The sequence below is a fragment of the Domibacillus tundrae genome (assembly GCF_000970675.1).
In the GTDB taxonomy this organism is placed as follows: domain Bacteria; phylum Bacillota; class Bacilli; order Bacillales; family Domibacillaceae; genus Domibacillus; species Domibacillus tundrae.
The window spans coordinates 146,575-166,898 of the sequence record NZ_LAJA01000006.1 but is presented as its reverse complement, the minus strand read 5'-3'; the positions used below and the strand labels follow the sequence as shown (position 1 = coordinate 166,898).

At 43.7% G+C, this 20,324-nt stretch carries 22 protein-coding genes; 16 read left to right on the top strand and 6 right to left on the bottom strand.

Going from position 1 to position 20,324, the window contains the following annotated elements; genetic code table 11:
- The first annotated feature begins 299 nt into the window (after positions 1-299).
- Both VQ00_RS07815 and VQ00_RS07810 read left to right on the top strand, forming a co-directional pair.
- The gene (locus VQ00_RS07815) at positions 300-824 is read left to right on the top strand and encodes an SRPBCC family protein (RefSeq protein WP_046179590.1); all 525 of its coding nucleotides are present in this window, start codon (positions 300-302) and stop codon (positions 822-824) included.
- Positions 821-1,384, top strand: coding sequence for a DUF1697 domain-containing protein (locus tag VQ00_RS07810; protein WP_046179589.1), 564 nt, complete (start codon positions 821-823; stop codon positions 1,382-1,384). Before VQ00_RS07815 ends, VQ00_RS07810 begins: the two co-directional genes overlap by 4 nt.
- A gap of 170 nt (positions 1,385-1,554) precedes the next feature.
- Here the strand turns inward: VQ00_RS07810 and VQ00_RS07805 are convergent, their stop codons facing one another.
- Positions 1,555-2,316: a MerR family transcriptional regulator gene (locus VQ00_RS07805; protein ID WP_046179588.1), complete on the bottom strand. Its 762-nt coding sequence runs from the start codon at positions 2,314-2,316 to the stop codon at positions 1,555-1,557.
- A 168-nt stretch (positions 2,317-2,484) separates the two neighbouring features.
- On the opposite strand from VQ00_RS07805, the gene VQ00_RS07800 reads away from it, so the two are divergent.
- The 3 genes from VQ00_RS07800 to VQ00_RS07790 all read left to right on the top strand — a co-directional run bounded on the left by VQ00_RS07800 (position 2,485) and on the right by VQ00_RS07790 (position 4,335).
- Entirely contained in the window at positions 2,485-2,826 is a 342-nt protein-coding gene (locus VQ00_RS07800) for a zinc ribbon domain-containing protein YjdM (RefSeq protein WP_046179617.1), read from the top strand.
- Positions 2,827-3,035: 209 nt separating this feature from the next.
- Positions 3,036-3,686 carry a pentapeptide repeat-containing protein gene (locus tag VQ00_RS07795; protein ID WP_046179587.1) on the top strand — a complete coding sequence of 217 codons (651 nt, stop codon included), beginning with the start codon at positions 3,036-3,038 and terminating at the stop codon, positions 3,684-3,686.
- A 181-nt stretch (positions 3,687-3,867) separates the two neighbouring features.
- On the top strand, positions 3,868-4,335 hold the full coding sequence (locus tag VQ00_RS07790; RefSeq protein ID WP_052728407.1) for a hypothetical protein: 468 nt from the start codon (positions 3,868-3,870) through the stop codon (positions 4,333-4,335).
- Between the two features lie 281 nt (positions 4,336-4,616).
- Here VQ00_RS07790 and VQ00_RS07785 read toward each other — a convergent pair whose 3' ends face one another.
- Positions 4,617-6,350: an ABC transporter ATP-binding protein gene (locus tag VQ00_RS07785; protein WP_046179586.1), complete on the bottom strand. Its 1,734-nt coding sequence runs from the start codon at positions 6,348-6,350 to the stop codon at positions 4,617-4,619.
- A 278-nt stretch (positions 6,351-6,628) separates the two neighbouring features.
- On the opposite strand from VQ00_RS07785, the gene cypC reads away from it, so the two are divergent.
- The 3 genes from cypC (at position 6,629) to VQ00_RS07770 (ending at position 9,630) form a co-directional block, all read left to right on the top strand.
- Positions 6,629-7,918, top strand: coding sequence for a CYP152 family fatty-acid peroxygenase CypC (cypC, locus tag VQ00_RS07780; protein ID WP_046179585.1), 1,290 nt, complete (start codon positions 6,629-6,631; stop codon positions 7,916-7,918).
- On the top strand, positions 7,899-8,462 hold the full coding sequence (locus tag VQ00_RS07775; RefSeq protein ID WP_046179584.1) for an O-acetyl-ADP-ribose deacetylase: 564 nt from the start codon (positions 7,899-7,901) through the stop codon (positions 8,460-8,462). Before cypC ends, VQ00_RS07775 begins: the two co-directional genes overlap by 20 nt.
- A 253-nt stretch (positions 8,463-8,715) precedes the next feature.
- Positions 8,716-9,630, top strand: a complete 915-nt coding sequence (locus VQ00_RS07770; protein ID WP_046179583.1) for a LysR family transcriptional regulator — start codon at positions 8,716-8,718, stop codon at positions 9,628-9,630.
- A gap of 247 nt (positions 9,631-9,877) precedes the next feature.
- On the opposite strand, the gene VQ00_RS18550 is transcribed toward VQ00_RS07770, so the two are convergent.
- On the bottom strand, positions 9,878-10,030 hold the full coding sequence (locus tag VQ00_RS18550) for a hypothetical protein (RefSeq protein ID WP_156154012.1): 153 nt from the start codon (positions 10,028-10,030) through the stop codon (positions 9,878-9,880).
- The gene (locus VQ00_RS07765) at positions 9,999-10,436 is read right to left on the bottom strand and encodes an S-layer homology domain-containing protein (RefSeq protein ID WP_046179582.1); all 438 of its coding nucleotides are present in this window, start codon (positions 10,434-10,436) and stop codon (positions 9,999-10,001) included. Before VQ00_RS07765 ends, VQ00_RS18550 begins: the two co-directional genes overlap by 32 nt.
- A 168-nt stretch (positions 10,437-10,604) precedes the next feature.
- On the opposite strand from VQ00_RS07765, the gene VQ00_RS17690 reads away from it, so the two are divergent.
- Positions 10,605-12,386: an ATP-binding protein gene (locus VQ00_RS17690; RefSeq protein ID WP_052728406.1), complete on the top strand. Its 1,782-nt coding sequence runs from the start codon at positions 10,605-10,607 to the stop codon at positions 12,384-12,386.
- Between the two features lie 63 nt (positions 12,387-12,449).
- On the opposite strand, the gene VQ00_RS07755 is transcribed toward VQ00_RS17690, so the two are convergent.
- Complete coding sequence (locus VQ00_RS07755; protein ID WP_046179581.1) at positions 12,450-13,031, bottom strand: LOG family protein; 582 nt, start codon at positions 13,029-13,031, stop codon at positions 12,450-12,452.
- Between the two features lie 304 nt (positions 13,032-13,335).
- On the opposite strand from VQ00_RS07755, the gene VQ00_RS07750 reads away from it, so the two are divergent.
- The 3 genes from VQ00_RS07750 (at position 13,336) to VQ00_RS07740 (ending at position 15,323) form a co-directional block, all read left to right on the top strand.
- On the top strand, positions 13,336-13,755 hold the full coding sequence (locus VQ00_RS07750) for a VOC family protein (protein WP_046179580.1): 420 nt from the start codon (positions 13,336-13,338) through the stop codon (positions 13,753-13,755).
- A gap of 224 nt (positions 13,756-13,979) precedes the next feature.
- Positions 13,980-14,810, top strand: a complete 831-nt coding sequence (gene ypfJ, locus VQ00_RS07745; RefSeq protein WP_046179579.1) for a KPN_02809 family neutral zinc metallopeptidase — start codon at positions 13,980-13,982, stop codon at positions 14,808-14,810.
- 195 nt (positions 14,811-15,005) lie between these two features.
- On the top strand, positions 15,006-15,323 hold the full coding sequence (locus VQ00_RS07740; protein ID WP_046179578.1) for a thioredoxin family protein: 318 nt from the start codon (positions 15,006-15,008) through the stop codon (positions 15,321-15,323).
- 42 nt (positions 15,324-15,365) lie between these two features.
- Here the strand turns inward: VQ00_RS07740 and VQ00_RS07735 are convergent, their stop codons facing one another.
- Complete coding sequence (locus VQ00_RS07735; protein ID WP_046179577.1) at positions 15,366-15,797, bottom strand: DUF1284 domain-containing protein; 432 nt, start codon at positions 15,795-15,797, stop codon at positions 15,366-15,368.
- A gap of 361 nt (positions 15,798-16,158) precedes the next feature.
- Between VQ00_RS07735 and fdhA the strand changes: the two genes are divergently transcribed.
- The 4 genes from fdhA (at position 16,159) to VQ00_RS07715 (ending at position 20,299) form a co-directional block, all read left to right on the top strand.
- Positions 16,159-17,376 (top strand): formaldehyde dehydrogenase, glutathione-independent, encoded by a 1,218-nt coding sequence (gene fdhA / locus VQ00_RS07730; protein ID WP_046179576.1) that lies wholly within the window; start codon positions 16,159-16,161, stop codon positions 17,374-17,376.
- Positions 17,377-17,734: 358 nt separating this feature from the next.
- Positions 17,735-18,169 (top strand): MarR family winged helix-turn-helix transcriptional regulator, encoded by a 435-nt coding sequence (locus tag VQ00_RS07725; RefSeq protein ID WP_046179614.1) that lies wholly within the window; start codon positions 17,735-17,737, stop codon positions 18,167-18,169.
- Between the two features lie 126 nt (positions 18,170-18,295).
- Positions 18,296-19,327 carry an NADH:flavin oxidoreductase/NADH oxidase gene (locus VQ00_RS07720; protein ID WP_046179575.1) on the top strand — a complete coding sequence of 344 codons (1,032 nt, stop codon included), beginning with the start codon at positions 18,296-18,298 and terminating at the stop codon, positions 19,325-19,327.
- A 186-nt stretch (positions 19,328-19,513) separates the two neighbouring features.
- Positions 19,514-20,299, top strand: coding sequence for an enoyl-CoA hydratase (locus tag VQ00_RS07715; RefSeq protein ID WP_046179574.1), 786 nt, complete (start codon positions 19,514-19,516; stop codon positions 20,297-20,299).
- The last annotated feature ends 25 nt before the right edge of the window (positions 20,300-20,324 follow it).

Below are 20,324 nucleotides of genomic sequence, written 5' to 3'. Positions count from 1 at the left end.
CTTTTCCTATTTTGTCTTTATTGCAGGTTTGAATAAAGTGTGATCAGAATCCTCTGGCCAATCACCGGATCTACAAGCTGCGGCCTCAGCCATTAATGGAACTGGGCGCCTGGCTGGATTCGTTCCGCCGCGTCTGGGATGAAAGATTGGATAATTATCTGCTGGAACTGCAAGGAAAAGACGAGAAGCAAGACGAATAAAGAATAGTACCTTGATGGAAAAGTGAGGTACTATTCTAAAGTGTAAGAAAGGGACCTGTTTTCCCATTTATAAAAACAGTTTAATGAGGAGGAATTGAAATGTCTGATAACAAAATGAACACGAAAGTAGAAGGCCGTGAACTTGTCATGGAGCGAATTTTTGATGCACCTCGGGACCTCGTGTTTAAGACGTTTTCAAAGTCGGAGCATTTGGCAGCATGGTGGGGACCTGCAGGATGGGAAACCGAAAACCGGCAATTCGAATTCGAGCCTGGCGGTGTCTGGCACTTTTGCATGCGGTGTGCAGACAAAAATCAGGGAGATCTTTATGGACAGGAGTCGTGGGGAAAAGCGGTTTTTCATGAAATCGTTGAACCTGAGAAGATTGTGTACACGGATTCATTTTCGGATGCGGAAGGAAATACAATGGAAGAAATGCCATCTATCCAGATAACGATCCTGTTTGTGGAGCACGAAGACAACACGAAACTGATTGTTCGTTCTCAATTCGCTTCTGCAGAGGCGCTTCAGCAAGTGATGGACATGGGTGTTGTCCAAGGGTTCTCTTCTCAATTTGACGGTCTGGATGACCTTCTCAAAGCGCTTCAGTTAGGATCGAAATGACAATTTACATCGCACTGCTTCGAGGTATTAATGTAGGCGGGAAGAATAGGATTAAGATGGCCGAATTAAGGCGTACGTTGGAAATGGCTGGTCTCAGTCAGGTGAAAACGTATATTCAAAGCGGAAATGTCCTGTTCGAATCAGAGGACGATAGAGAATTACTTTGTAAACGAATTGAAAATGAAATAGAAACGGTTTTCGGTTTTTCAATCTCCGTTATTTTGAGAACAGCCGCTGAGTTAAGCCGGATTATCGAAGACTGTCCATTCCCGGAAGCAGCAATATTGAAAGCGAGTGCCTCGGCAGAAGGAGAAAGTCTGTATGTTTCATTAATGAAAGACTTTCCTAAAGAAGAAGGGCTCACGTGGATAGGCGCTTTCATAACCGAAAGTGAAGAATGCCGAATTGAAGGTCGAGAGGTCTATCTTTTATTTCACACTAGCATTCGAAATTCCAAGCTGGCAGCCAATCTTCAAAAGCTGGGTAGTCCTATGACCATACGTAACTGGAAAACGATTAATAAGCTCTTCGCAATGGCAAAAGTAATGGAGGCAGGATGATTTCTCAAAACCATCCACTGCAAGAGTAGAGTAAAAACAGTATGGTACAACTAAAATGAATTGTTCCTCCCGCTCTGACTGTTACTGTGTCATTGTTTCTGCTTTTAAACGATTGATGCAGAGAGAGGGAAGGAGACAATTTTGTTATTCATTATTTTTAACTTCTTCTATTATTTTATTCCTGCATAAATCAAAATCGCATCACGCAGAAATTGAGCTCCGCCTTTGACATGTTTATCATAATAAGCAGTAAAGCGTTCATCCGCCATGTACATTTCCGCAAGACCGGCATGTGCTTCTTTTGAATAGCTTGGCCATGAAAACATAAGCCACTCTTTATGCTTGGCCGCAAGCTCTTGTGCTTTTTCAGATGAGGGATCGCCAGTTGCGTATGCTTCCTTAAGCACTAAAAGGATTTCTGCGCCTAATTTGTTCATCGCCACGTAATTTTCCTGCGACATGCCCATTAGCTTTGCATTGCTTGCATCTACTGTCTCGTTGCCATACTTTTTACGGATTTCGTCCCCATATTTCTGTTCATTTTCCTCAATCATTTTTTCTTTTAATCCTTCAAACTTTTCATTGTCCTGCATCGATATCCCTCTTTCTTTATGAGCGATCGTTTTTTCAACGTTCGCCATGATTTTGTCAAGACGGGCGCGTTTTGTCTGAAGCTTGTTGTAATGGTTCTTCAAAGCAGCTGTTTGGTCAAAGTCTGGCTTGTTTAAGATTGCTGTAATGTCCTCCAGGCTGACGTCCAATTCGCGGTAAAATAAGATGTGTTGAAGCCGGTCCACTTCTTTTTGTCCATAAATACGATAGCCGGATGAATTGATTCTGGCCGGCGTCAGCAGCCCGATTTGGTCGTAATAGCGAAGTGTACGGGTCGTCACGCCTGACATTTGAGCTAATTTGTTGATCGTATATTCCATAGCAGCCCCTCCTGATAGTTATTATCATAAACGTTTACGCTGCGTAAAGGTCAAGAGGGATTTTGCAATATTTTAATGGATGGGAAAGATCAAAATCCTGCCTTACCATCCTGTCGGAATCATTATATACTTGAAAAAGAAATGTCAGTAACGGGAGGAAATAAAAAGATGACAGAATTGCCAAACTGCCCGAAATGCGGGTCGACATATACATATAAGGATGGGAGCTTGTTCGTTTGCCCGGAGTGTGCCCATGAGTGGACGCTGGAATCAACAGCTGAAAGCAGCGAAGGAACAAAGGTTGTCAAAGATGCTAATGGAAATGTGTTAAACGATGGAGATTCTGTTTCGGTCATTAAAGATTTGAAAGTGAAAGGCACGTCGTCTGTCATCAAAATCGGTACAAAAGTAAAAGGTATTCGCCTTGTGGAGGGCGATCATGATATTGACTGCAAAATCGATGGCTTTGGCGCGATGAAGCTGAAGGCGGAATTTGTGAAGAAGATTTAACTGGAAGAATTCGTTTTGAAGCATTTTTCAAAATGAATTCTTTTTCTTTTCATTTGTTCGAAACATATATCCTTTTCAACTGTATGAATTTATCTTTTAATAATAAAAAACCATACAATAAGGAGAGACAGGATGAAAGGGAGTTTATTTGTTTTTTCAAGCAGCAAAAGCATAACAGAAATTCAAGGATAAACGAGAAGGGTGATTAAATGACGAAAAAGGTAAAGATTGAAGGACCAAAGTTTTCCCGGGAAATGATTGAAGCCCATTTTCATATGATTTATGAGGAAGAAGAGCCGGAATTAACCGCATGTATCATAACAGGTGCACAGGCCGAAGGCGTTGCGATTGAGAAAGCAGTCTTTTCGAAAGTGGTCTTTAAAAATGGAACGTTTGTGAATGCTTGTTTTGAGCGGGTGGACATGGTGGATGTCCTATTCGAGAATTGTGACCTTTCGAATGCCAGCTTTCATAAAGGACTTTTTCATCGAATAGTCTTTAAAGAGTGCAAGCTGATGGGAACAGATTTTTCGGAAGCACACCTCAGTCATATAACAATTGACGAGTCTGTGGCTCGTTTAAGTGATTTTGTGGATGCCCATTTAAAAAATGTGACGTTTAACGACTCCTCGTTAAAAGGCGCTAATTTTTATAGCAGTTCACTTCAGCATGTGTATTTCGATCAATGTGATCTCGATGACGTTCAATTTAAACAAATGTCACTGAAAGGAATCGATATTAGCACTTGTATATTCGACCAGCTTCACGTCGATTTGGACTGTTTGAACGGCTGCGTGGTATCTCCTGACCAGGCGATTGGATTTGCCAGGCTGATCGGCTTGACTGTTAAAAAGCAATAAAAAGGGGCATGTCATTATTTAATCCTGGTATTTGGTAAATGTTAAACAAATTGTTTTGTCGTATAATAAGTAAAAGAAAGTAATTCCTCAATTTTTTGTCGTTTTTTGACTGTCTAAATTGATTCAGGGAAGTGCTTTTTTTATATACAAAATTTCAATTTAAATACTAGGAGACATGCCGATGAAAGTAACCAGCTCTTCTATTATAGAGACAGACCCGCTTCCTGCTGTTATAAAACGCCTCCTTGATTTGTCCGGCAGCACTGTTGCTGTGGAGATTCATAAATCTGCGGACCGTCAGACCATTGTCGGCGGTAAATACAGCTTAGCCCAGCATAAAATCATTCTTTATTGGGACGGCATTCAAGAGCAGTGCCGCATCTTATACGGCTCATTAAAACCATTTGATCAGCATCTGGCCGCAGTTTTCGCCCATGAGCTCGGTCATGCAGAAGACACCCAGCTAAAGGGGTTGGCTGATCAGCTTGATGAAACAGTTGACCTGCTGCAGAAAAAGCGGATTGCCCTGCGGATCGAAACAAACGCATGGCATTATGCCAATCGTCTTCTTCAAGATGCGGACAATGAATTTTTACAATTTCTTATGCATATGTCACTGGAGCCGTACCACACCAGGGAGGTGGCTTAAAAGTAAAAAATGCCTGCAGTAATCTCTTCAAAGAGAAAAGTTTACTGCAGGCATTTTATAAAACAAAATTTTCTAAAAGAGATACAAAGAACTAAAAATGCAACTTAATAAACAAAAAAGGAAATTCAATAGCAGTATTTTATTTACAGCAGCAATTAAAATAGCAGGGAAGATTCAGATGAATAGTGGGGCACTCTCTTTAACAGCGGGCACCTGCTGTTTTATTATAAAAAAGAGGCTGAATCAAAGCTTTAGCCTTTTTTCATTTTTTTGGCCAGTAATTACGCCAGCTGCTGTTCAGCGAATTCACGATAAAGTTCATGAGACTGTATTAACTCGTGATGTGTGCCAATTCCGGTTACCTGCCCTTTTTCAATGAAAATAATTTTATTCGCATCAACAATCGTCGATAACCGGTGGGCGATGACGAACGTTGTGCGGCCTTCCATTAAACGCGTAAGCGCTTCTTGGACAATACCTTCTGATTGACTGTCCAGGCTTGCGGTTGCTTCATCCATCATTAAAATTTTCGGGTCGCGCAAAAAAGCGCGGGCAATGGCGATGCGCTGTCTTTGGCCGCCGGACAGCTTCACGCCGCGCTCCCCGACTTCTGTGTCCAGGCCTTTCGGAAATGCTTTAATAAATTGATCAGCATAAGCCATTTTGGCTACTTCCCACAAACGTTCATCCGTTATGCTTTCTCCGTTTTTCAACCCATAGCTCAAATTTTCACGAACCGTTCCGGCCATCATGGCGCTTTCTTGAGACACATACCCAATTTGGCTGCGCCAGGACGCCATTGACAAATCGGCAATCGGTGTACGGCCGATACGTATTTCACCTGCAGTTGGTTCGTAAAATCGTTCAAGCAGCCCAAACATGGTTGTTTTTCCGCCGCCGCTTGGTCCGGCAAAGGCAATCATTTCTCCCGGCTGTGCTTGGAATGACACATTTTTTAAGACAGGCTCTTCTTCGCTGTAAGCAAAGGATACGCCTTCGACATGAATCGGCTCATTCTTAATGTCGATCTCTAACCCATCTTGTCCGGCTTCAAGCGGTAATTCTAAAATATCAATAATACGCTCTGTTGCTCCCATTGCTTTTTGTAATTGAGTAAAAAACATGGCAAATGAGGTGATTGGCATAATGATTTGGAACAGGTAAAGCAAAAAAGCAACAAGTGAACCTGTCGACATCGTTCCGTTTGCTACCCGCATACCGCCATACCCGATAATCATGACGATAACGACCATCACAACAAGGTACATAATCGGTCCGATTAAAGAAAAAACCCGTGCTTCTTTTAATCCGAAATGAAACAGATTTTCGATGCCCTTTAACCCTTTTACTTCTTCATTTTGTTCAGCGGTTGAGGATTTCATTAAGCGTACTTCACTGAGCGTTTGTTGAATGTGCCCGGTAAAAGAGGCTGTTTCATCCTGCAGCCCGCGGGAAATTTTCGCCATCTGACGTCCAAGGGGAATCATAACAGCCAGTGTGATGGGAACAGAGATGAGCATGAGCATCGTCATTTTCCAGTCCATGACGAGCAAGATGATGACAGCACCGATAATCGAGATCACACCGGTAACAAATTGTGGAAAGTGATTCGAAATTAAATCCCGAACAACGCTTGTATCATTTACAACCCGGCTTACAGTTTCTCCGCTGGATTGTTTATCAAAATAGCTGACAGGCAGCCGGATTAGTTTTACCCACATGCGGTCCCGCATGCTCGAAACTACTTTTTGTCCGACCACACTTAATAAGTAAATAGAGATCCCGCTAATGATTGCTTGGACGATAAAAGCTCCTCCAATGGCAATAATGAGAGGAGTGCTTAAAGATGAGACTGAAAACCCATCGACTAAATTTTTTGTCAGCACTGGAACAAGCAGTCCCGCAATGGTTGTCAGCACACTCGCGGATAATCCGATAACGAGCAGAAGCTTAGGGATGTCAGATGATAAAATAAGGGAGATAAAAGGCTTTAAGCTGCTTTGCTTTTTTTCCACTATTCATTGCTCCTATTCATGTCATTTTTTCTTCTTTTCTCAAGTCTTGCAGCTATTCTTCTTTATTATACTTCTTTAGATCTAGAACAGCACAAACAATCATTGTTTTAACTCCTTCATTTATCGATTTTAGACGAGAAGAACGCCGCCTCTATGTGTAAGAAAAGGCAGGGAAGCATTCGTGAGATATTTTCCATGAAGAATCTTTAAAAAAAGAGATATTTTGAGCTGAAAAGGGAAAACAAACAAAAAAGCTTTCTAAAGAAGGAGAAGTTTTTATGTCTGGTGAAAATGGTATGCCAAAAGAAGAAGGACTGGATCAAAGCCTGAGTCTGTTAAGAGAAGGGTATTTGTACATACCGAACCGGCGCCGGTCGTTTCAGGCGGATATATTTGAAACACGCTTAATGGGCAAACCGGCTGTATGCATGGGCGGCAAAGAAGCAGCAAAGCTGTTTTACGACCCGGAAAAATTCAAGCGGGAAGGTGCCGCGCCAAAGAGAGTATTGAAAACATTGTTTGGCGAAGGCGGCGTGCAGACGCTTGATGGGGAAGCGCACCAGCATCGAAAAGCGGCGTTTATGTCGCTGATGGCACCGAAAGAGATCATGCGTCTGACGGATGTGGCAGAGCGGCAATGGACGAAAGCAGCTGAAAAATGGGCGCAGCAAACAGAAATTGTTCTATATGAAGAAGCGAAAAAATTGCTATGCCGCATTGCGTGCGAATGGGGCGGTGTGCCGCTCTTAGAAGAAGATGCGAGGCAGCGGACTTCGGAACTTAGCGCAATGTTTGAATCGTCTGTTTCAGCCGGACCGGCCTATTGGAAAACACGCCGCGCAAGACGAAAAGTGGAAAAATGGATTGGCGGCCTGATCGAGCAAGTCCGTGAAGATAACCTTCATCCACCGGAAGAATCAGCCCTTTATGTTTTTTCACATCACAAAGAACTGACCGGTGAATTACTGGATACCGAAACGGCGGCGGTGGAAGTGATCAATGTTTTACGGCCGATCACGGCAGTCTCTATTTACCTTGCCTTTACGGCGCTGGCACTGCATCAATTTCCGGAAGAAAAGCCGAAGCTGACTTCTGTAGAGGAGTCGTATACGAAATATTTTGTCCAGGAAGTCCGCCGGTTTTATCCGTTTTTCCCATTTACCGGGGCGAAAGTGAAAACGGATTTTGAATGGAACGGCATGGACTTTAAAGAAGGAACACTTGCCCTTCTCGATTTGTATGGGACGAATCATGATCCCCTGCTTTGGGAGAATCCCGATCTGTTTCAACCCGGTCGATTTGAAGATTGGGATAAAAGCCCGTTTGATTTTATCCCTCAAGGCGGCGGTGATTATCATACCGGGCATCGATGTGCCGGGGAATGGATCACGATTGAATTAATGAAAGTGAGCGTTAATTTTCTCGTGAACCGCCTGTCATATACCGTTCCGGATCAGGACACCAGCTTCAGTATGACCAGCATGCCAAGTGTGCCGAAAAGCGGGTTTGTTGTGCGCGATATTACTATTATTTCGAGGAGTGAAAACGATGAAAACAAAAATAAATGAAAATACGCTGGAATTAGTGGTGGGTGACATTACGGAACAGGAAACAGACGCGATCGTGAATGCAGCGAACGGCTCTCTTCTTGGCGGCGGTGGCGTGGATGGCGCCATTCACCACGCAGCTGGACGTGCCATGCTGGAGGAATGCAAGAAAATACGGATGGAAAAGCTGAACGGAGAAGAGCTGCCGGCTGGTGAAGCGGTCATCACAAAAGGACACGATCTTCCAGCTGATTATGTCATTCACACGGTCGGCCCGGTTTGGAATGATGGTTCGGACGGGGAAGAAGGAAAACTGGCTGGCTGTTACCGAAACGCATTACATCTCGCGGTGGAAAATGGAGTGACAAGCATCTCATTTCCGTCCATCTCAACCGGCGTGTATCGCTTTCCGATTGAGAAGGCATCGGTCGTTGCGCTTCAGGCCGTTGTTGATTTTTTGGAGAAGCATTCCTTTGGTTACGTGGCATTCACCTTGTTTTCCGATCACGACTACCGTATTTACGAAGCAGCGATGAACCGCATATTGCAGGAAGAAAACCGCTAAGAATGATTAGCGGTTTTTTTGTGTTGAAATGGTTATTGTAAATTATTTAACAAAAAATGGAGAGTTTGATTAAGTGTAATGAAGCGGCACGGGAAGAGAAAATCCCAATTTTTCTGTACTTAGCGGCTTTTGGTTGTACGATGCTTTGGAAGTGATCTTTATGTATACTAGGAGTTTACTGGCGGAATTTTTAACGCTGACTATTATGTCTGTTTTATGAATATAAAAAGTAAAAGAAATGAGGAATAAAACAATGACGTTACAGCAATTAAAATATGTGATTGAAATTGTGCATTGCGGGTCGATTAATGAAGCGGCGCGGCGGCTGTTTTTGTCGCAGCCAAGCTTGTCTAAAGCGGTGAAGGAGCTGGAGGCGGAGCTTGGGATTACCATTTTTATTAGGACGTCAAAGGGCATTACGCTGTCAACAGATGGAGCCGAGTTCCTGGGATACGCACGGCAGGTGGTGGAGCAGGCGGAGCTGTTAGAAGGCCGCTATTTGAATTCGGCGCCGTCACGGCAGCTTTTTTCGGTATCTACACAGCATTATGCCTTTGCGGTCAATGCGTTTGTTGAAATGATTAAAAAGCATGGCGCGGATGAGTATCAATTTACGCTCCGGGAAACACGGACGTATGAAATTATCGAAGACGTGAAAAACTTGCGCAGTGAAATCGGCATTTTATACATTAGCTCATTTAATGAAAAAGTAATGCGCCAGCTGCTGAAGGAAGAAAGTCTCCTGTTTCATCCGCTGTTTGAAGCGAAGCCGCATGTTTTTGTCAGTGCGCAAAATCCGCTCGCTGGGAAATCATCGGTGACGCTTGAGGAATTGGAAGAGTACCCGCGGCTTTCGTTTGAGCAAGGAGAGTTCAATTCGTTTTATTATGCCGAAGAAATCTTCAGTACACTGCCACGTCAAAAAAGCATTCATGTGAGCGACAGGGCGACGCTGTTTAATTTACTGATCGGGCTGAATGGTTATACGATTTCTACAGGAATTTTAAGCGAAGATTTAAACGGATCGGACATTGTACCGGTTCCGCTTCAAGCAGAAGAAAAGATTACAGTCGGCTGGATTGTTCATGAAAAAACACAGCTTGGCCGGATGGCACATGTGTATTTGAAAGAGCTCCAAGCGATCGTCGACCTTTATTTAGCAAAATGATATAACTTTTAGCTATAATAAATGATCATATTTAACCGTTACGCTATATCTTCCGTAAACGAGATCGGATTTTTTTCTTTTGGGGCGTATCTAAGAGCGTTTGGACCGGCGAAAAAATTTTTCTGCCGATGGGAAAGTAGAAGCTGCAATGATCTGTCTTTTTACCGGGGCTCCAGTTCCGTCAGTTCAAGCATGACTGCACCGCGGACCAAAGATTCAATTCTGCTGATGTTTGGCGCATAGTAGATCAACGAGCCGTTTTGGTTGTTGAAGTAATAATTAATTCTCCTGTTCCATTCGGATTGAGGGGCCAGGACTGGCCTTCTGTAATCGGATATTTGAGCAGCTGTACGATTGAAACAGGTCCTTCAGATGTTAAATAGCTCGGCGCTGTCTTCATGCTCTGCCATCGGAGTTTCCGCTTTAACACTGCCTTCATACGTCTCCCAAACATTCCATCCGTTCGGTTCTGTGTCCGAAAAGGAATAGACAATTATGCCGACCTCATTCGCGCTGTATCTGTATACTTTGGTTTGATCCATTGCGTAACTCGGCTTCTCGACCTTGAATCGGTCATCTAAAGCACGGGCCAAGAAGTCAGAAAATTGACCGCGCATAACGGGTTCATCCGGCCTGAAGGTAGAATCCGAAGAGCCGGAAATAATCCGTTCGTTTTTCAAAAACATCATTTCTTCATAAAATGGACTCGTTGCCCGAAGATCTGGAAAGCTTGCTGCCTTTGAATCGATAATGAATGCGCTGAAAAACAAAACAAATGCAGCCGCAAGCGGGAGAGTTCTTTTCATTGGAAGCTCCCCAATAGGACATCTTCCCCTACTTTCATTCCCTTTCTTTTTCTACAAAAAACATAATGATTTAAGTATTCTGACATTTATTTTTTTAGAAAAACATTCGAAATATTGCCTTCTTTCCTGTACGATGAAAAAAACTAATTAAATTTTAAAGGTGATCGCATGGCATTTTTACTCATGATCTTTTTCAGCCTTATTCCGCTGACCGCTGTTGTGATTTTATTCCGGATAAAACATCAGCGAATCACATACCCTCTTGCTATTTTTTATTGTGCCGTTTGTATGTGGCAGCTCAGCATTACTGTATTATACGGAGAAGGCTGGATAGAGCAGGAAACGATTGAGCGCTTATTCCGCTTTTTTAGAATTGGCACAGTTATTTTTGCGCCGCTGCTGTTTTATATGATTTATCAGCTGCTTTTTTTTGAGGAGCTGAAATTATCGCCTCGCAAAAAAAGGTTTTTAAAAAAGATTGTGAATCGCTCTACGTATATAGGTCTTTTAATATGGAGTATAGGTGTATACTTGATCGGCTGGACATCACTAGGCATTGCTGACTTTGAGCGGCATTCCATCGATCCATTTAAAGAGGTCTTTTATTACCCGCTGCCTGGTGCACTTGGTTGGACTTTTTCCATTCATGTGCTGCTTATTTTTGCAGTTGATCTGCTGGCTATTTATTTAACATCTAGGATAGTGGATAAACACCGCCGTACATTTTTGCTGATCTTTTTTATTTCTCTTTTTTTGGCCTACTCATTTGGCATTGTAAATCTATCACCGGACAGTCCATTGTTTCAAGCAACTTTAGCGCTCATCATTTTGGTTATGGGTATCTTTACGGCTAATGTGAAAATGAATTATGACAGGATGGAAGAAGTAAATGAGCAGCTGCTCATCCAGCAGTTATTTCTGCGAAAGGTGATTGATGCCAATCCGAATTTTATTTATGCAAAAGATCAAAAAGGCCGTTATTCTATGGTGAATGCTGCATTGGCCGATTTATATAATACGACACCTGAGCAAATGATTGGGAAAAGTGAACAGGATTTTAGTTCGTTCCTTGATTATGCCGAAAAAGCGGTAAAAGAAGATCTTTCTTTGCTTAAGCACAACAAACGGCTAGTAAAGGAAAAGCAGTATTTATACGTTAATGAGGATCGCGTGTACACGGTGCAAATGACAAAAAAGCCAATTTTCTTTTCTGAAAGTCATAAAGAACTGCTCTGTGTAGCGAATGATGTGACCGAGATGGAACAGAAAGAAGAGTATATTCGCAGAACGGAAAAAATGAACATTGTTGGGGAGCTTGCGGCGGGTGTTGCCCACGAAATTCGAAACCCGCTAACGTCCTTAAAAGGATTTGTGCAATTGATTGAACAGGAATCTTCAATTGATCCGATGTATACAACGATTATGATGGATGAGCTAGAGCGCATCCACTTTGTCTCCAGTGAGCTTCTTGTGCTGGCGAAGCCTGAAATGGCGGTCAAAAAAACGATCTCACTGAAGGACTTAATGCAGGATGTGGTGGGGCTTCTGAATATGCAGGCAATGATAAAAGATGCAACCATTCAAATGGAGTCTTTTTCTGAAGATATGCTTCTTACAGGAAACGCGAACCAGCTAAAGCAAGTGTTCATTAATATTTTGAAAAACGCAATCGAAGCCTCTCCAGATAACGCTATCATTATGATCTACCCAAGAAAAGAAAAAGGCATGTTTTCCATAGCCATTGTGGACCACGGGGTTGGCATGCCGCAAGAGCGGATCGCCAAGCTTGGGGAGCCTTTTTATACAAATAAGGAAAAAGGAACCGGACTTGGTCTCATGGTAAGCCTGCGAATTATTAAGGAACACGGCGGTGACATTTTGTTTGAAAGTGAGGAAGGGAAAGGGACAACCGTAACGGTGTCTTTGCCGGTTCAAGGGAATGAGGAATAGTTGATTATTGAAGAAATAAAGTGAAAAAGCATGTCTTCCATCACAGGGAGCATGCTTTTTCGTTTATACGGTTGTCTCTGTTTCATGTGTTTTGACTGAAGGCGGCGTGTAAGTATGAAATGTTTCCAGTAATCGCTCGGGCGACTTGTCCACAAGAAGCATCGTCCGGTACTGCTCCTGCAAAAAACGCTCATCCGTCATATGATCAAAAAAGGAAACGAGCGGGTCAAAATAACGCGCGACGTTTAAAAGGCCAATGGGTTTTTGATGAAGGCCGATCTGCGCCCATGTAAAAACTTCGAAAAACTCTTCCATCGTACCGGCGCCTCCTGGCAGCACAATAAATGCGTCGGCCAGCTCCGCCATTTTTGCTTTTCGCTCGTGCATCGAGCCAACAATGTGCAGCTCGGTTAGCTGTGTGTGGGCAATTTCCCGCTCCTCCAGCAATGTTGGAATAACGCCAATTGCTTCGCCGCCATTCTGTAAAACGGCATCGGCGACCGTGCCCATCAACCCAGTGCTTGATCCGCCGTATACAAGTCCAATCCCTTGCGCTGCTAATGTTTGGCCAAGTAAAGCAGCTCCAGCCTTATATTCTATCGAGGCCCCGTCGGCCGAGCCGCAAAAAACCGCAATTCGCTTCATTGCACATCCTCATTTCTATTCGAATTCTACTTCAATTATACTGTTTTTCACAGCAGAAAAGAACGGAAAACGGGAAGTATGTTTACCTGCAAGTGGAATCGCCGAATACACTTGTTTTCATTCATTCGTTCGCGGATACAAAAGGAAAGACGATCCGTGCAAGAAAGCATTAAACAGGGATTTGCCGGGACACTTGCGCAGCTTGAGGCGTATATCTTGAAACAAAAGAAGGGTGTTAATAAAGGAAATATAAAGAAAACAGAGAATATATAACGTGAAACAAAAAATAAACAGAGGGTGAAAAATGGGCATGCAAGCAGACAAAATTTTCGTCAATTTACCAGTAAAAGATTTGCAAAAGTCAATGGCGTTTTTCTCGGAAATCGGTTTTGAATTTAATCCTCAATTTACAGATGAAAACGCGGGATGTCTGGTAATCAGTGATCATATTTTTGTCATGCTGCTCGTTGAAGAGTTCTTTCAATCTTTTACGAAGAGAAAGATTGCTGATACATCCGCGAGCACAGAAGTCATTATCGCGCTTTCGGCAAGCAGCAGAGAGCAGGTAGATGAAATCGTTCAAAAAGCATTGGCAGCCGGCGGGAAAGCGGCAAATGATCTGATCGATGAAGGTTTTATGTACGGTGGGAGTTTTCAAGATATCGATGGTCATATGTGGGAAGTCATGTGGATGGATGAAAATACAGCACAGCAAAGCGAATAATACTCGTATTAACATAAAGAAAATCCGTCATTCTTTCACATATGTGAAAAGGTGACGGACTTTTTTGTACATAAAAAAACAAAAATGGATCATGCTGCTTTTTAATCTGTCATGATTCGAATGACACCGCAATGAAAGAAAATATTTTTCTTCCATCCGTCTAATTAAATCCTCCACTGGGTATAACACTAGTACGATAAGGTGTGGCTCGAGGAGGGAATGCGATGAAATGGCAGGGAAGAAGAGGCAGCTCGAATGTGGAAGACCGCCGGGGCATGGGCGGCAAAGCCGTTCTTGGCGGCGGTATTGGTGGAATCGGTCTTATTTTTGTTCTGATTTTTACGTTAATGGGCGGAGACCCATCGCAGCTGCTTGGAACGGGCAGCAATGAACCATATCAGGAAACCGAACAAGATCAGGAGCTTGCCGAGTTCGTATCGGTCGTGCTGGCGGATACGGAAGATGTCTGGACGGAAGTGTTTAAAGAAGAAGGCATGGTATATGAGAAGCCGGTGCTTGTGCTGTTTTCAGGCAGTGTGGATTCAGCCTGCGGAACGGCGACGTCAGCGGTCGGGCCGTTTTATTGTCCCGGCGACCAAAAGCTCTATATTGATTTAAGCTTTTATGAAGAGCTTCAAAATCAATTCCAGGCACCGGGTGACTTTGCGATGGCATATGTTGTTGCTCATGAAGTCGGTCACCATGTCCAAACATTGCTTGGTACATCACAGAAAGTACACGCCATGCGCAATCGGCTGAGTGAAGAGGAGTACAATGAGTATTCAGTGAAGCTTGAACTGCAGGCTGATTATTACGCGGGTGTGTGGGCGCATCATGCTCAAGGGATGGACGTGCTTGAAGAAGGGGATTTAGAAGAAGCACTGACGGCAGCAAGCGCTGTTGGAGATGACACGATTCAAAAACGCGCGCAAGGACACGCCGTGCCGGACAGCTTTACACACGGAACATCAGAGCAGCGGAAAAATTGGTTTTACCGCGGCTTTCAGTCAGGCAATTTAAAAAATGGCGATACGTTTAACGCGCAGGATTTATAATTTGCGCTAATTGGGCCGGTATATTTACAATAAGGGCGGTTTTTGGCGCGCTTGGGGCGGGAAAATGATTTACCGCCCTAACCGTATCAAATACCGCCTTTAAAATGAAAATATCGTCCCAAGTCCTCTTCTTTTTTCTTTATCCGAAAAAGGCGTATAATAGGCTGTACTTGAAAAAAGCTGGAGGGAACAAAAGTGGAAAAATTACAGTCCATGGAACAATTTGAGCAGTTGAAAAAAGAAGAGCGGATCGTATTTATGTTTTCAGCAGACTGGTGCCCGGACTGCCGGGTCATTGAGCCGATCTTGCCGGCAATTGAAGCGGATTATCCGGAATATCAATTTATTTCTGTAGACCGGGATGAATTCATTGATTTGTGCGGCAAACTGGACATATTTGGCATTCCAAGCTTTGTGGCGTACCACAATGGAGAAGAAGCAGGCCGCTTTGTCAGCAAAGACCGGAAAACGCAGGAAGAAATTGAAGCGTTTTTGAATAGCTTGTCTGCTTAAGTATAGAACGTATAAACACCGTCTTGGAATAACAGACGGTGTTTATTTTTGTGAAATATTCCCCCGGCGGAGATTTTCAATGCCTTCTTTACAGACGCCGTATGAAAGCCACGAACAACCTGCGCATACATGATCGAGGTCATCCGCCTGAATCTTTTCAGCCGTTAATCGGACCAGCTCAGATTGGGAGTAGATACCACCTGGCTGGAGTCCGAGTTTGTTCAGCACCCGGCGATCCATTGAAGTAACATGATCTTCTGATTGGGGCCCTGCTGCACATACTGTTCCGCCGTTATGAGGACAGGCGGCGCATGCATCGTCTAGTAACATTTGTACTTGAATAGGAAAATCGATTGTTTCATCACGTATTTCTTTCACAATTTCAGTCATCGTATCGGCAAAAGTTTCGCTATATCCCATTCCTCTGAAGCCATGAACACACAAAAGGTGGTGTCCACGCAGCACTCTATTCATGTAAACCATTCCTCTCTTTTTGTTTACATTTCATTATAGCAAATATAGAATCTATGAAGAAAGCCAGCGAGACAGGAAACACCAGCTTTGGCTGCGAAAGGCTGGACAGACAGAATGATCAGAACAAATTTTTGAAATAAAATAGTTATTTTGTCATTAATTTATAGAAAAGTGGGTATTCAAATAGGGTGAGAAATTTAAAATAGTGTTTCAGGAGGGGGACAAACAGTTTTTACACCAAAATATTGTGAATAAGCTGCTGGTCACTTACATGTTTTATGATTGATGAAATGAAAGCGCTTTTAAGTTCGTTCGTGTAATGATTTCACGGAAAAATTACAATAACAAAGGGGACTTTCAGATGACAGGTAATCGGGCGATTGCGTATATTGAGCCAGGCAAAGTACAGGTCCAGGATATTGCGTATCCTGATTTGGTGTTGCGGGATGGTCCTGGGGTTAATCCGCTTAACGTCGGGCGCAAGTGCGAACATGGCGTTATTTTAAAAGTAGTCACCACCAATATTTGCGGGAGCGACCAGCATATGGTGAGGGGCAGAACGACTGCGCCGAGTGGATTGATATTAGGACATGAAATTACCGGAGAGGTGATTGAAGTTGGCCGCGATGTGGAATTTATCCAAAAAGGGGATCTTGTTTCTGTACCGTTCAATATCGCATGTGGACGCTGCCGCAGCTGTAAGGAGCGGGACACGCATATTTGTGAAAATGTGAACCCGGATCGTCCAGGCTCAGCTTATGGTTACGTGGACATGGGCGGCTGGGTTGGCGGCCAATCGGAATATGTCATGGTTCCTTACGCGGATTTTCAACTGCTAAAGTTTCCGGATAAAGATCAGGCGATGGAAAAAATTCTTGATTTAACGATGCTGTCGGACATTTTTCCGACCGGGTATCACGGTGCGGTAAGCGCCGGTGTCAGAACAGGGTCAACGGTGTATGTCGCAGGTGCGGGGCCGGTTGGTTTGGCTGCGGCTCATTCAGCGCAGCTGCTTGGTGCCTCTGCTGTCATTGTGGGGGACTTGAACAGTGAACGGCTGGAACAGGCAAGAAGCTTTGGCTGTGAAACGGTCAACTTAAAGGAATACCCGAATCTGGATGAGCAAATTGCCCAAATTTTAGGTGTACCGGAAGTAGACTGTGCGATTGACTGTGTCGGATTTGAAGCACATGGGCACGGGGCGTCTGCTGGAGAGGCACCTGCTGCCGTATTAAATTCGATTATGGAAGTGACCCGTGCAGGAGGGCGTCTCGGCATTCCAGGTTTATATGTGACCGGTGATCCGGGTGCAGCGACTGAGGATGCAAAGCATGGGACATTGAAGGTTCGATTAGGACTGGGCTGGGCGAAGGCGCATACATTTGTGACGGGTCAAACACCGGTTATGCAGTATCACCGTGATTTAATGAATTCTATCTTAAGCGGCAGGGCGCAAATCGCAAAAGCAGTCAATGCCACGCTTATTTCGCTGGATGAGGCACCAGCAGCTTATGCAGAGTTTGATCAAGGGGCTTCAAAGAAATTTGTCATTGATCCACATAACTCTGTCAGAAAATAAATGGCTAAAAGGCGTTTACGCTTGACCGAAAAGAGCTGGATGAACAAAACCGGCTTTTCAGCGTAGATGCCCAATTGATAAATTGGCGGATCAGTACAATTTATGCGCTGATATAATTAAAAAAATTGGATATAAAAAATCTCAGCAACAAGATGGATTGCCTCTGGAAAAGAGGCAGTCCTTTTTTTATTCATGGGTGACCGCATGACAACTGGAAAGAAGAGTGAAGGTTTTTTTCTTGTAACCGATTGCGGGAGAAACAATCTTTCGTATAATGAAAGAGCATACTAAATCTAGTATAATGGGAGAAACCTTTCACATCGGGACGATTATTTACACAGAAACAGGTGAATGTCAGATGGAAAATGATCAGAATGCCTTGTTGTTTAAAGGATGGCTTGGCCTGACCGCCATTCAGGCCACGGTTGCGCGAGAATTGGAGCGGGCGCTGCAGGAGCAGCACCAGCTTTCATTAAATGAATGTTATGTGCTGCTGTTTTTATCAGAAGCACCGGAGAGGAAATTGAAGTTGTATCAGCTGCAGGATATGGTAGGTTTAAGCCAAAGTGCGCTGTCCCGCCTCGTGAACCGATTGGAAGAAAAGAACTGCCGCGTTGTCAGGAGGCATAGCTGCGAAGACGACCGACGTGCTATTTACGCGTCTCTTACGAAAGAAGGAGAAGCAAAATTTAAAGCGGTTTTACAGACATTTTGTGCTACACTCGAAACGGCTTTTTCTACTTCATCCATTCAAAACGATCTGCAGTCAACAATCCAGCAATTGAAAAGATAAGCATGTTTAAAAGCTTTCCAACCCGGGAAAGCTTTTTTTATGTACGAGTTCGTTTCTTTGACAGTTACAAAACAAGATGATAATTTATATGCATGTGCATACATATATTAAAGGAGCTGAATTAAAATGAAACATTTATTTACGCCTTATACAATTAAAGGACTTGAGCTGAAAAACCGTGTCGTGATGCCCCCGATGTGTCAATATTCAGTAACCGCAAAAGATGGAATCGCCAATGATTGGCACTATTTCCATTACGTAAGCCGTGCAATTGGCGGCACCGGTTTTATTATTATTGAAATGACCGATATCGAGCCGGACGGCCGTATTACCGATTATGATTTAGGTTTATGGTCAGATGAACAAGTCCCGGCGCTGAAGCGCATTATTGACGCCATCCATGACAACGGTGCGAAAGTGGCGATTCAAATCGCACATGCTGGACGTAAAGCAGAAGATGCGGCTGAGCCGGTTGCTCCATCTGCTATTGCATTTGATGAAAATTCGAAAACACCAAGAGCTCTTTCAACTGACGAAGTGAAAGAAATGGTAGAGAAATTCCGTGCTTCTGTCCGCCGCGCTGTCGAAGCGGGCGTAGATGCGATCGAACTTCACGGGGCACACGGCTATCTCATTCATCAATTCCAGTCGCCGTTTACAAATAAACGGACAGATGAATATGGACAGGAGTTAACGAAATTCGGCAAAGAAGTCATCGAAGCCGCAAAAAGTGAAATGCCCGCTGACATGCCGCTCATTATGCGTGTATCCGCTAAGGAATACGTTGATGGTGGCTACGGCATCGAGGAAAGTATTGCTTTTTCAAAAGAATACCAGGCAGCGGGTGTCGATATGTTCCACATTAGTGCTGGCGGCGAAGGTCCAATCGCGGCACATGGACGTCCAGGTACGCATGCCGCTTACCAGGTACCATTGGCACGAGAAATTAAAGAGGCTCTTAACGTACCGGTCATCGCTGTCGGCCGTTTGGATGAACCTGTTCTGGCAAACGCAGTGATCGGCAATGAAGAAGCGGACCTTGTGGCAGTTGGAAGAGGCATGCTGAGAAATCCGTACTGGACGCTTGAAGCAGCAGTGAAGTTAAATAAAGAAGCCGATATTCCGAAGCAGTATGTGGCTGGATTTCCAGGGAAATAAAAGAATTCGCTAAACTAAAAATAAGCGTTTGGACCAATGAAATGTTAATCGGTCCAAACGCTTTTTATTTTGTCTTACATTTAAAATACATGTCAATTATGATAATTAAAATAATGAATGAATACTCATTTATTTTCCTGTACAATAAAATAGAAGCGCTATTATTTTGACAGGAGTGAAGCTGTAATGGAAAACTTTTCTTTAATTAACTTGCAGGTAAGAGAAAATGTGGCATATGTAACCATCGAAAATCCACCGGTGAATGCACTGAACACGACGGCACTTCGGGAAATGGAACAATGTATCGACCAATTAAATCGTGATTCATCTGTAAAGGCTGTTATTTTAACCGGTACAGGAACTTTTTTTATTGCAGGGGCAGACATTAAAGAATTCACTCATTTGTTCGGCCAGGAAGAACTCGCGGAACAAACGGCATTAAAAGGTCAGGTGCTTTACAACAAAATTGAGCAGGCCGAGAAACCATTCATTGCCGCAATTAACGGTGCGTGCCTTGGCGGCGGGCTGGAGCTGGCGATGAGCTGCCATATGCGGATTGCAGCAAATGAAGCGAAACTCGGTCTTCCAGAAACGAAGCTTGGCATTATTCCGGGATACGGTGGAACACAGCGTCTTGCCCGGTTAACGAACACAGCGAAAGCATTGGAACTTATTTTAACCGGTCAATTTATCGATGGGCGGGAGGCTGAAAAAATTGGATTAGTAAATCATTCTGTCGATGCAGATCAGCTTCTCCAAAAAGCAGCGGAAATTGCGGCATCCATTACCCAAAAAAGCAGCTTATCCGTAAAAGCAGTGCTAGAATCTGTTTTAACCGGCATTGATCTGCCGCTTGAGGAAGGGCTGGCACTTGAAGCAAAGCATTTTGGTAAACTATTTGGCACAGAAGATACAAAAGAAGGCGTCACCGCATTTATTGAAAAACGTCCGGCTGCATTTAAAGATCGGTAAATCCGCTTTGTACGGTACTCTTCGT

Coding starts and splice junctions, on each gene's coding strand:
- VQ00_RS07815 (WP_046179590.1), top strand. CDS start 300: ATGTCTGATAACAAAATGAACACGAAAGTAGAAGGCCGTGAACTTGTC.
- VQ00_RS07810 (WP_046179589.1), top strand. CDS start 821: ATGACAATTTACATCGCACTGCTTCGAGGTATTAATGTAGGCGGGAAG.
- VQ00_RS07805 (WP_046179588.1), bottom strand. CDS start 2,316: ATGGAATATACGATCAACAAATTAGCTCAAATGTCAGGCGTGACGACC.
- VQ00_RS07800 (WP_046179617.1), top strand. CDS start 2,485: ATGACAGAATTGCCAAACTGCCCGAAATGCGGGTCGACATATACATAT.
- VQ00_RS07795 (WP_046179587.1), top strand. CDS start 3,036: ATGACGAAAAAGGTAAAGATTGAAGGACCAAAGTTTTCCCGGGAAATG.
- VQ00_RS07790 (WP_052728407.1), top strand. CDS start 3,868: ATGAAAGTAACCAGCTCTTCTATTATAGAGACAGACCCGCTTCCTGCT.
- cypC (WP_046179585.1), top strand. CDS start 6,629: ATGTCTGGTGAAAATGGTATGCCAAAAGAAGAAGGACTGGATCAAAGC.
- VQ00_RS07775 (WP_046179584.1), top strand. CDS start 7,899: ATGAAAACAAAAATAAATGAAAATACGCTGGAATTAGTGGTGGGTGAC.
- VQ00_RS07770 (WP_046179583.1), top strand. CDS start 8,716: ATGACGTTACAGCAATTAAAATATGTGATTGAAATTGTGCATTGCGGG.
- VQ00_RS18550 (WP_156154012.1), bottom strand. CDS start 10,030: ATGAAGACAGCGCCGAGCTATTTAACATCTGAAGGACCTGTTTCAATC.
- VQ00_RS07765 (WP_046179582.1), bottom strand. CDS start 10,436: ATGAAAAGAACTCTCCCGCTTGCGGCTGCATTTGTTTTGTTTTTCAGC.
- VQ00_RS17690 (WP_052728406.1), top strand. CDS start 10,605: ATGGCATTTTTACTCATGATCTTTTTCAGCCTTATTCCGCTGACCGCT.
- VQ00_RS07755 (WP_046179581.1), bottom strand. CDS start 13,031: ATGAAGCGAATTGCGGTTTTTTGCGGCTCGGCCGACGGGGCCTCGATA.
- VQ00_RS07750 (WP_046179580.1), top strand. CDS start 13,336: ATGGGCATGCAAGCAGACAAAATTTTCGTCAATTTACCAGTAAAAGAT.
- ypfJ (WP_046179579.1), top strand. CDS start 13,980: ATGAAATGGCAGGGAAGAAGAGGCAGCTCGAATGTGGAAGACCGCCGG.
- VQ00_RS07735 (WP_046179577.1), bottom strand. CDS start 15,797: ATGAATAGAGTGCTGCGTGGACACCACCTTTTGTGTGTTCATGGCTTC.
- fdhA (WP_046179576.1), top strand. CDS start 16,159: ATGACAGGTAATCGGGCGATTGCGTATATTGAGCCAGGCAAAGTACAG.
- VQ00_RS07725 (WP_046179614.1), top strand. CDS start 17,735: ATGGAAAATGATCAGAATGCCTTGTTGTTTAAAGGATGGCTTGGCCTG.
- VQ00_RS07720 (WP_046179575.1), top strand. CDS start 18,296: ATGAAACATTTATTTACGCCTTATACAATTAAAGGACTTGAGCTGAAA.
- VQ00_RS07715 (WP_046179574.1), top strand. CDS start 19,514: ATGGAAAACTTTTCTTTAATTAACTTGCAGGTAAGAGAAAATGTGGCA.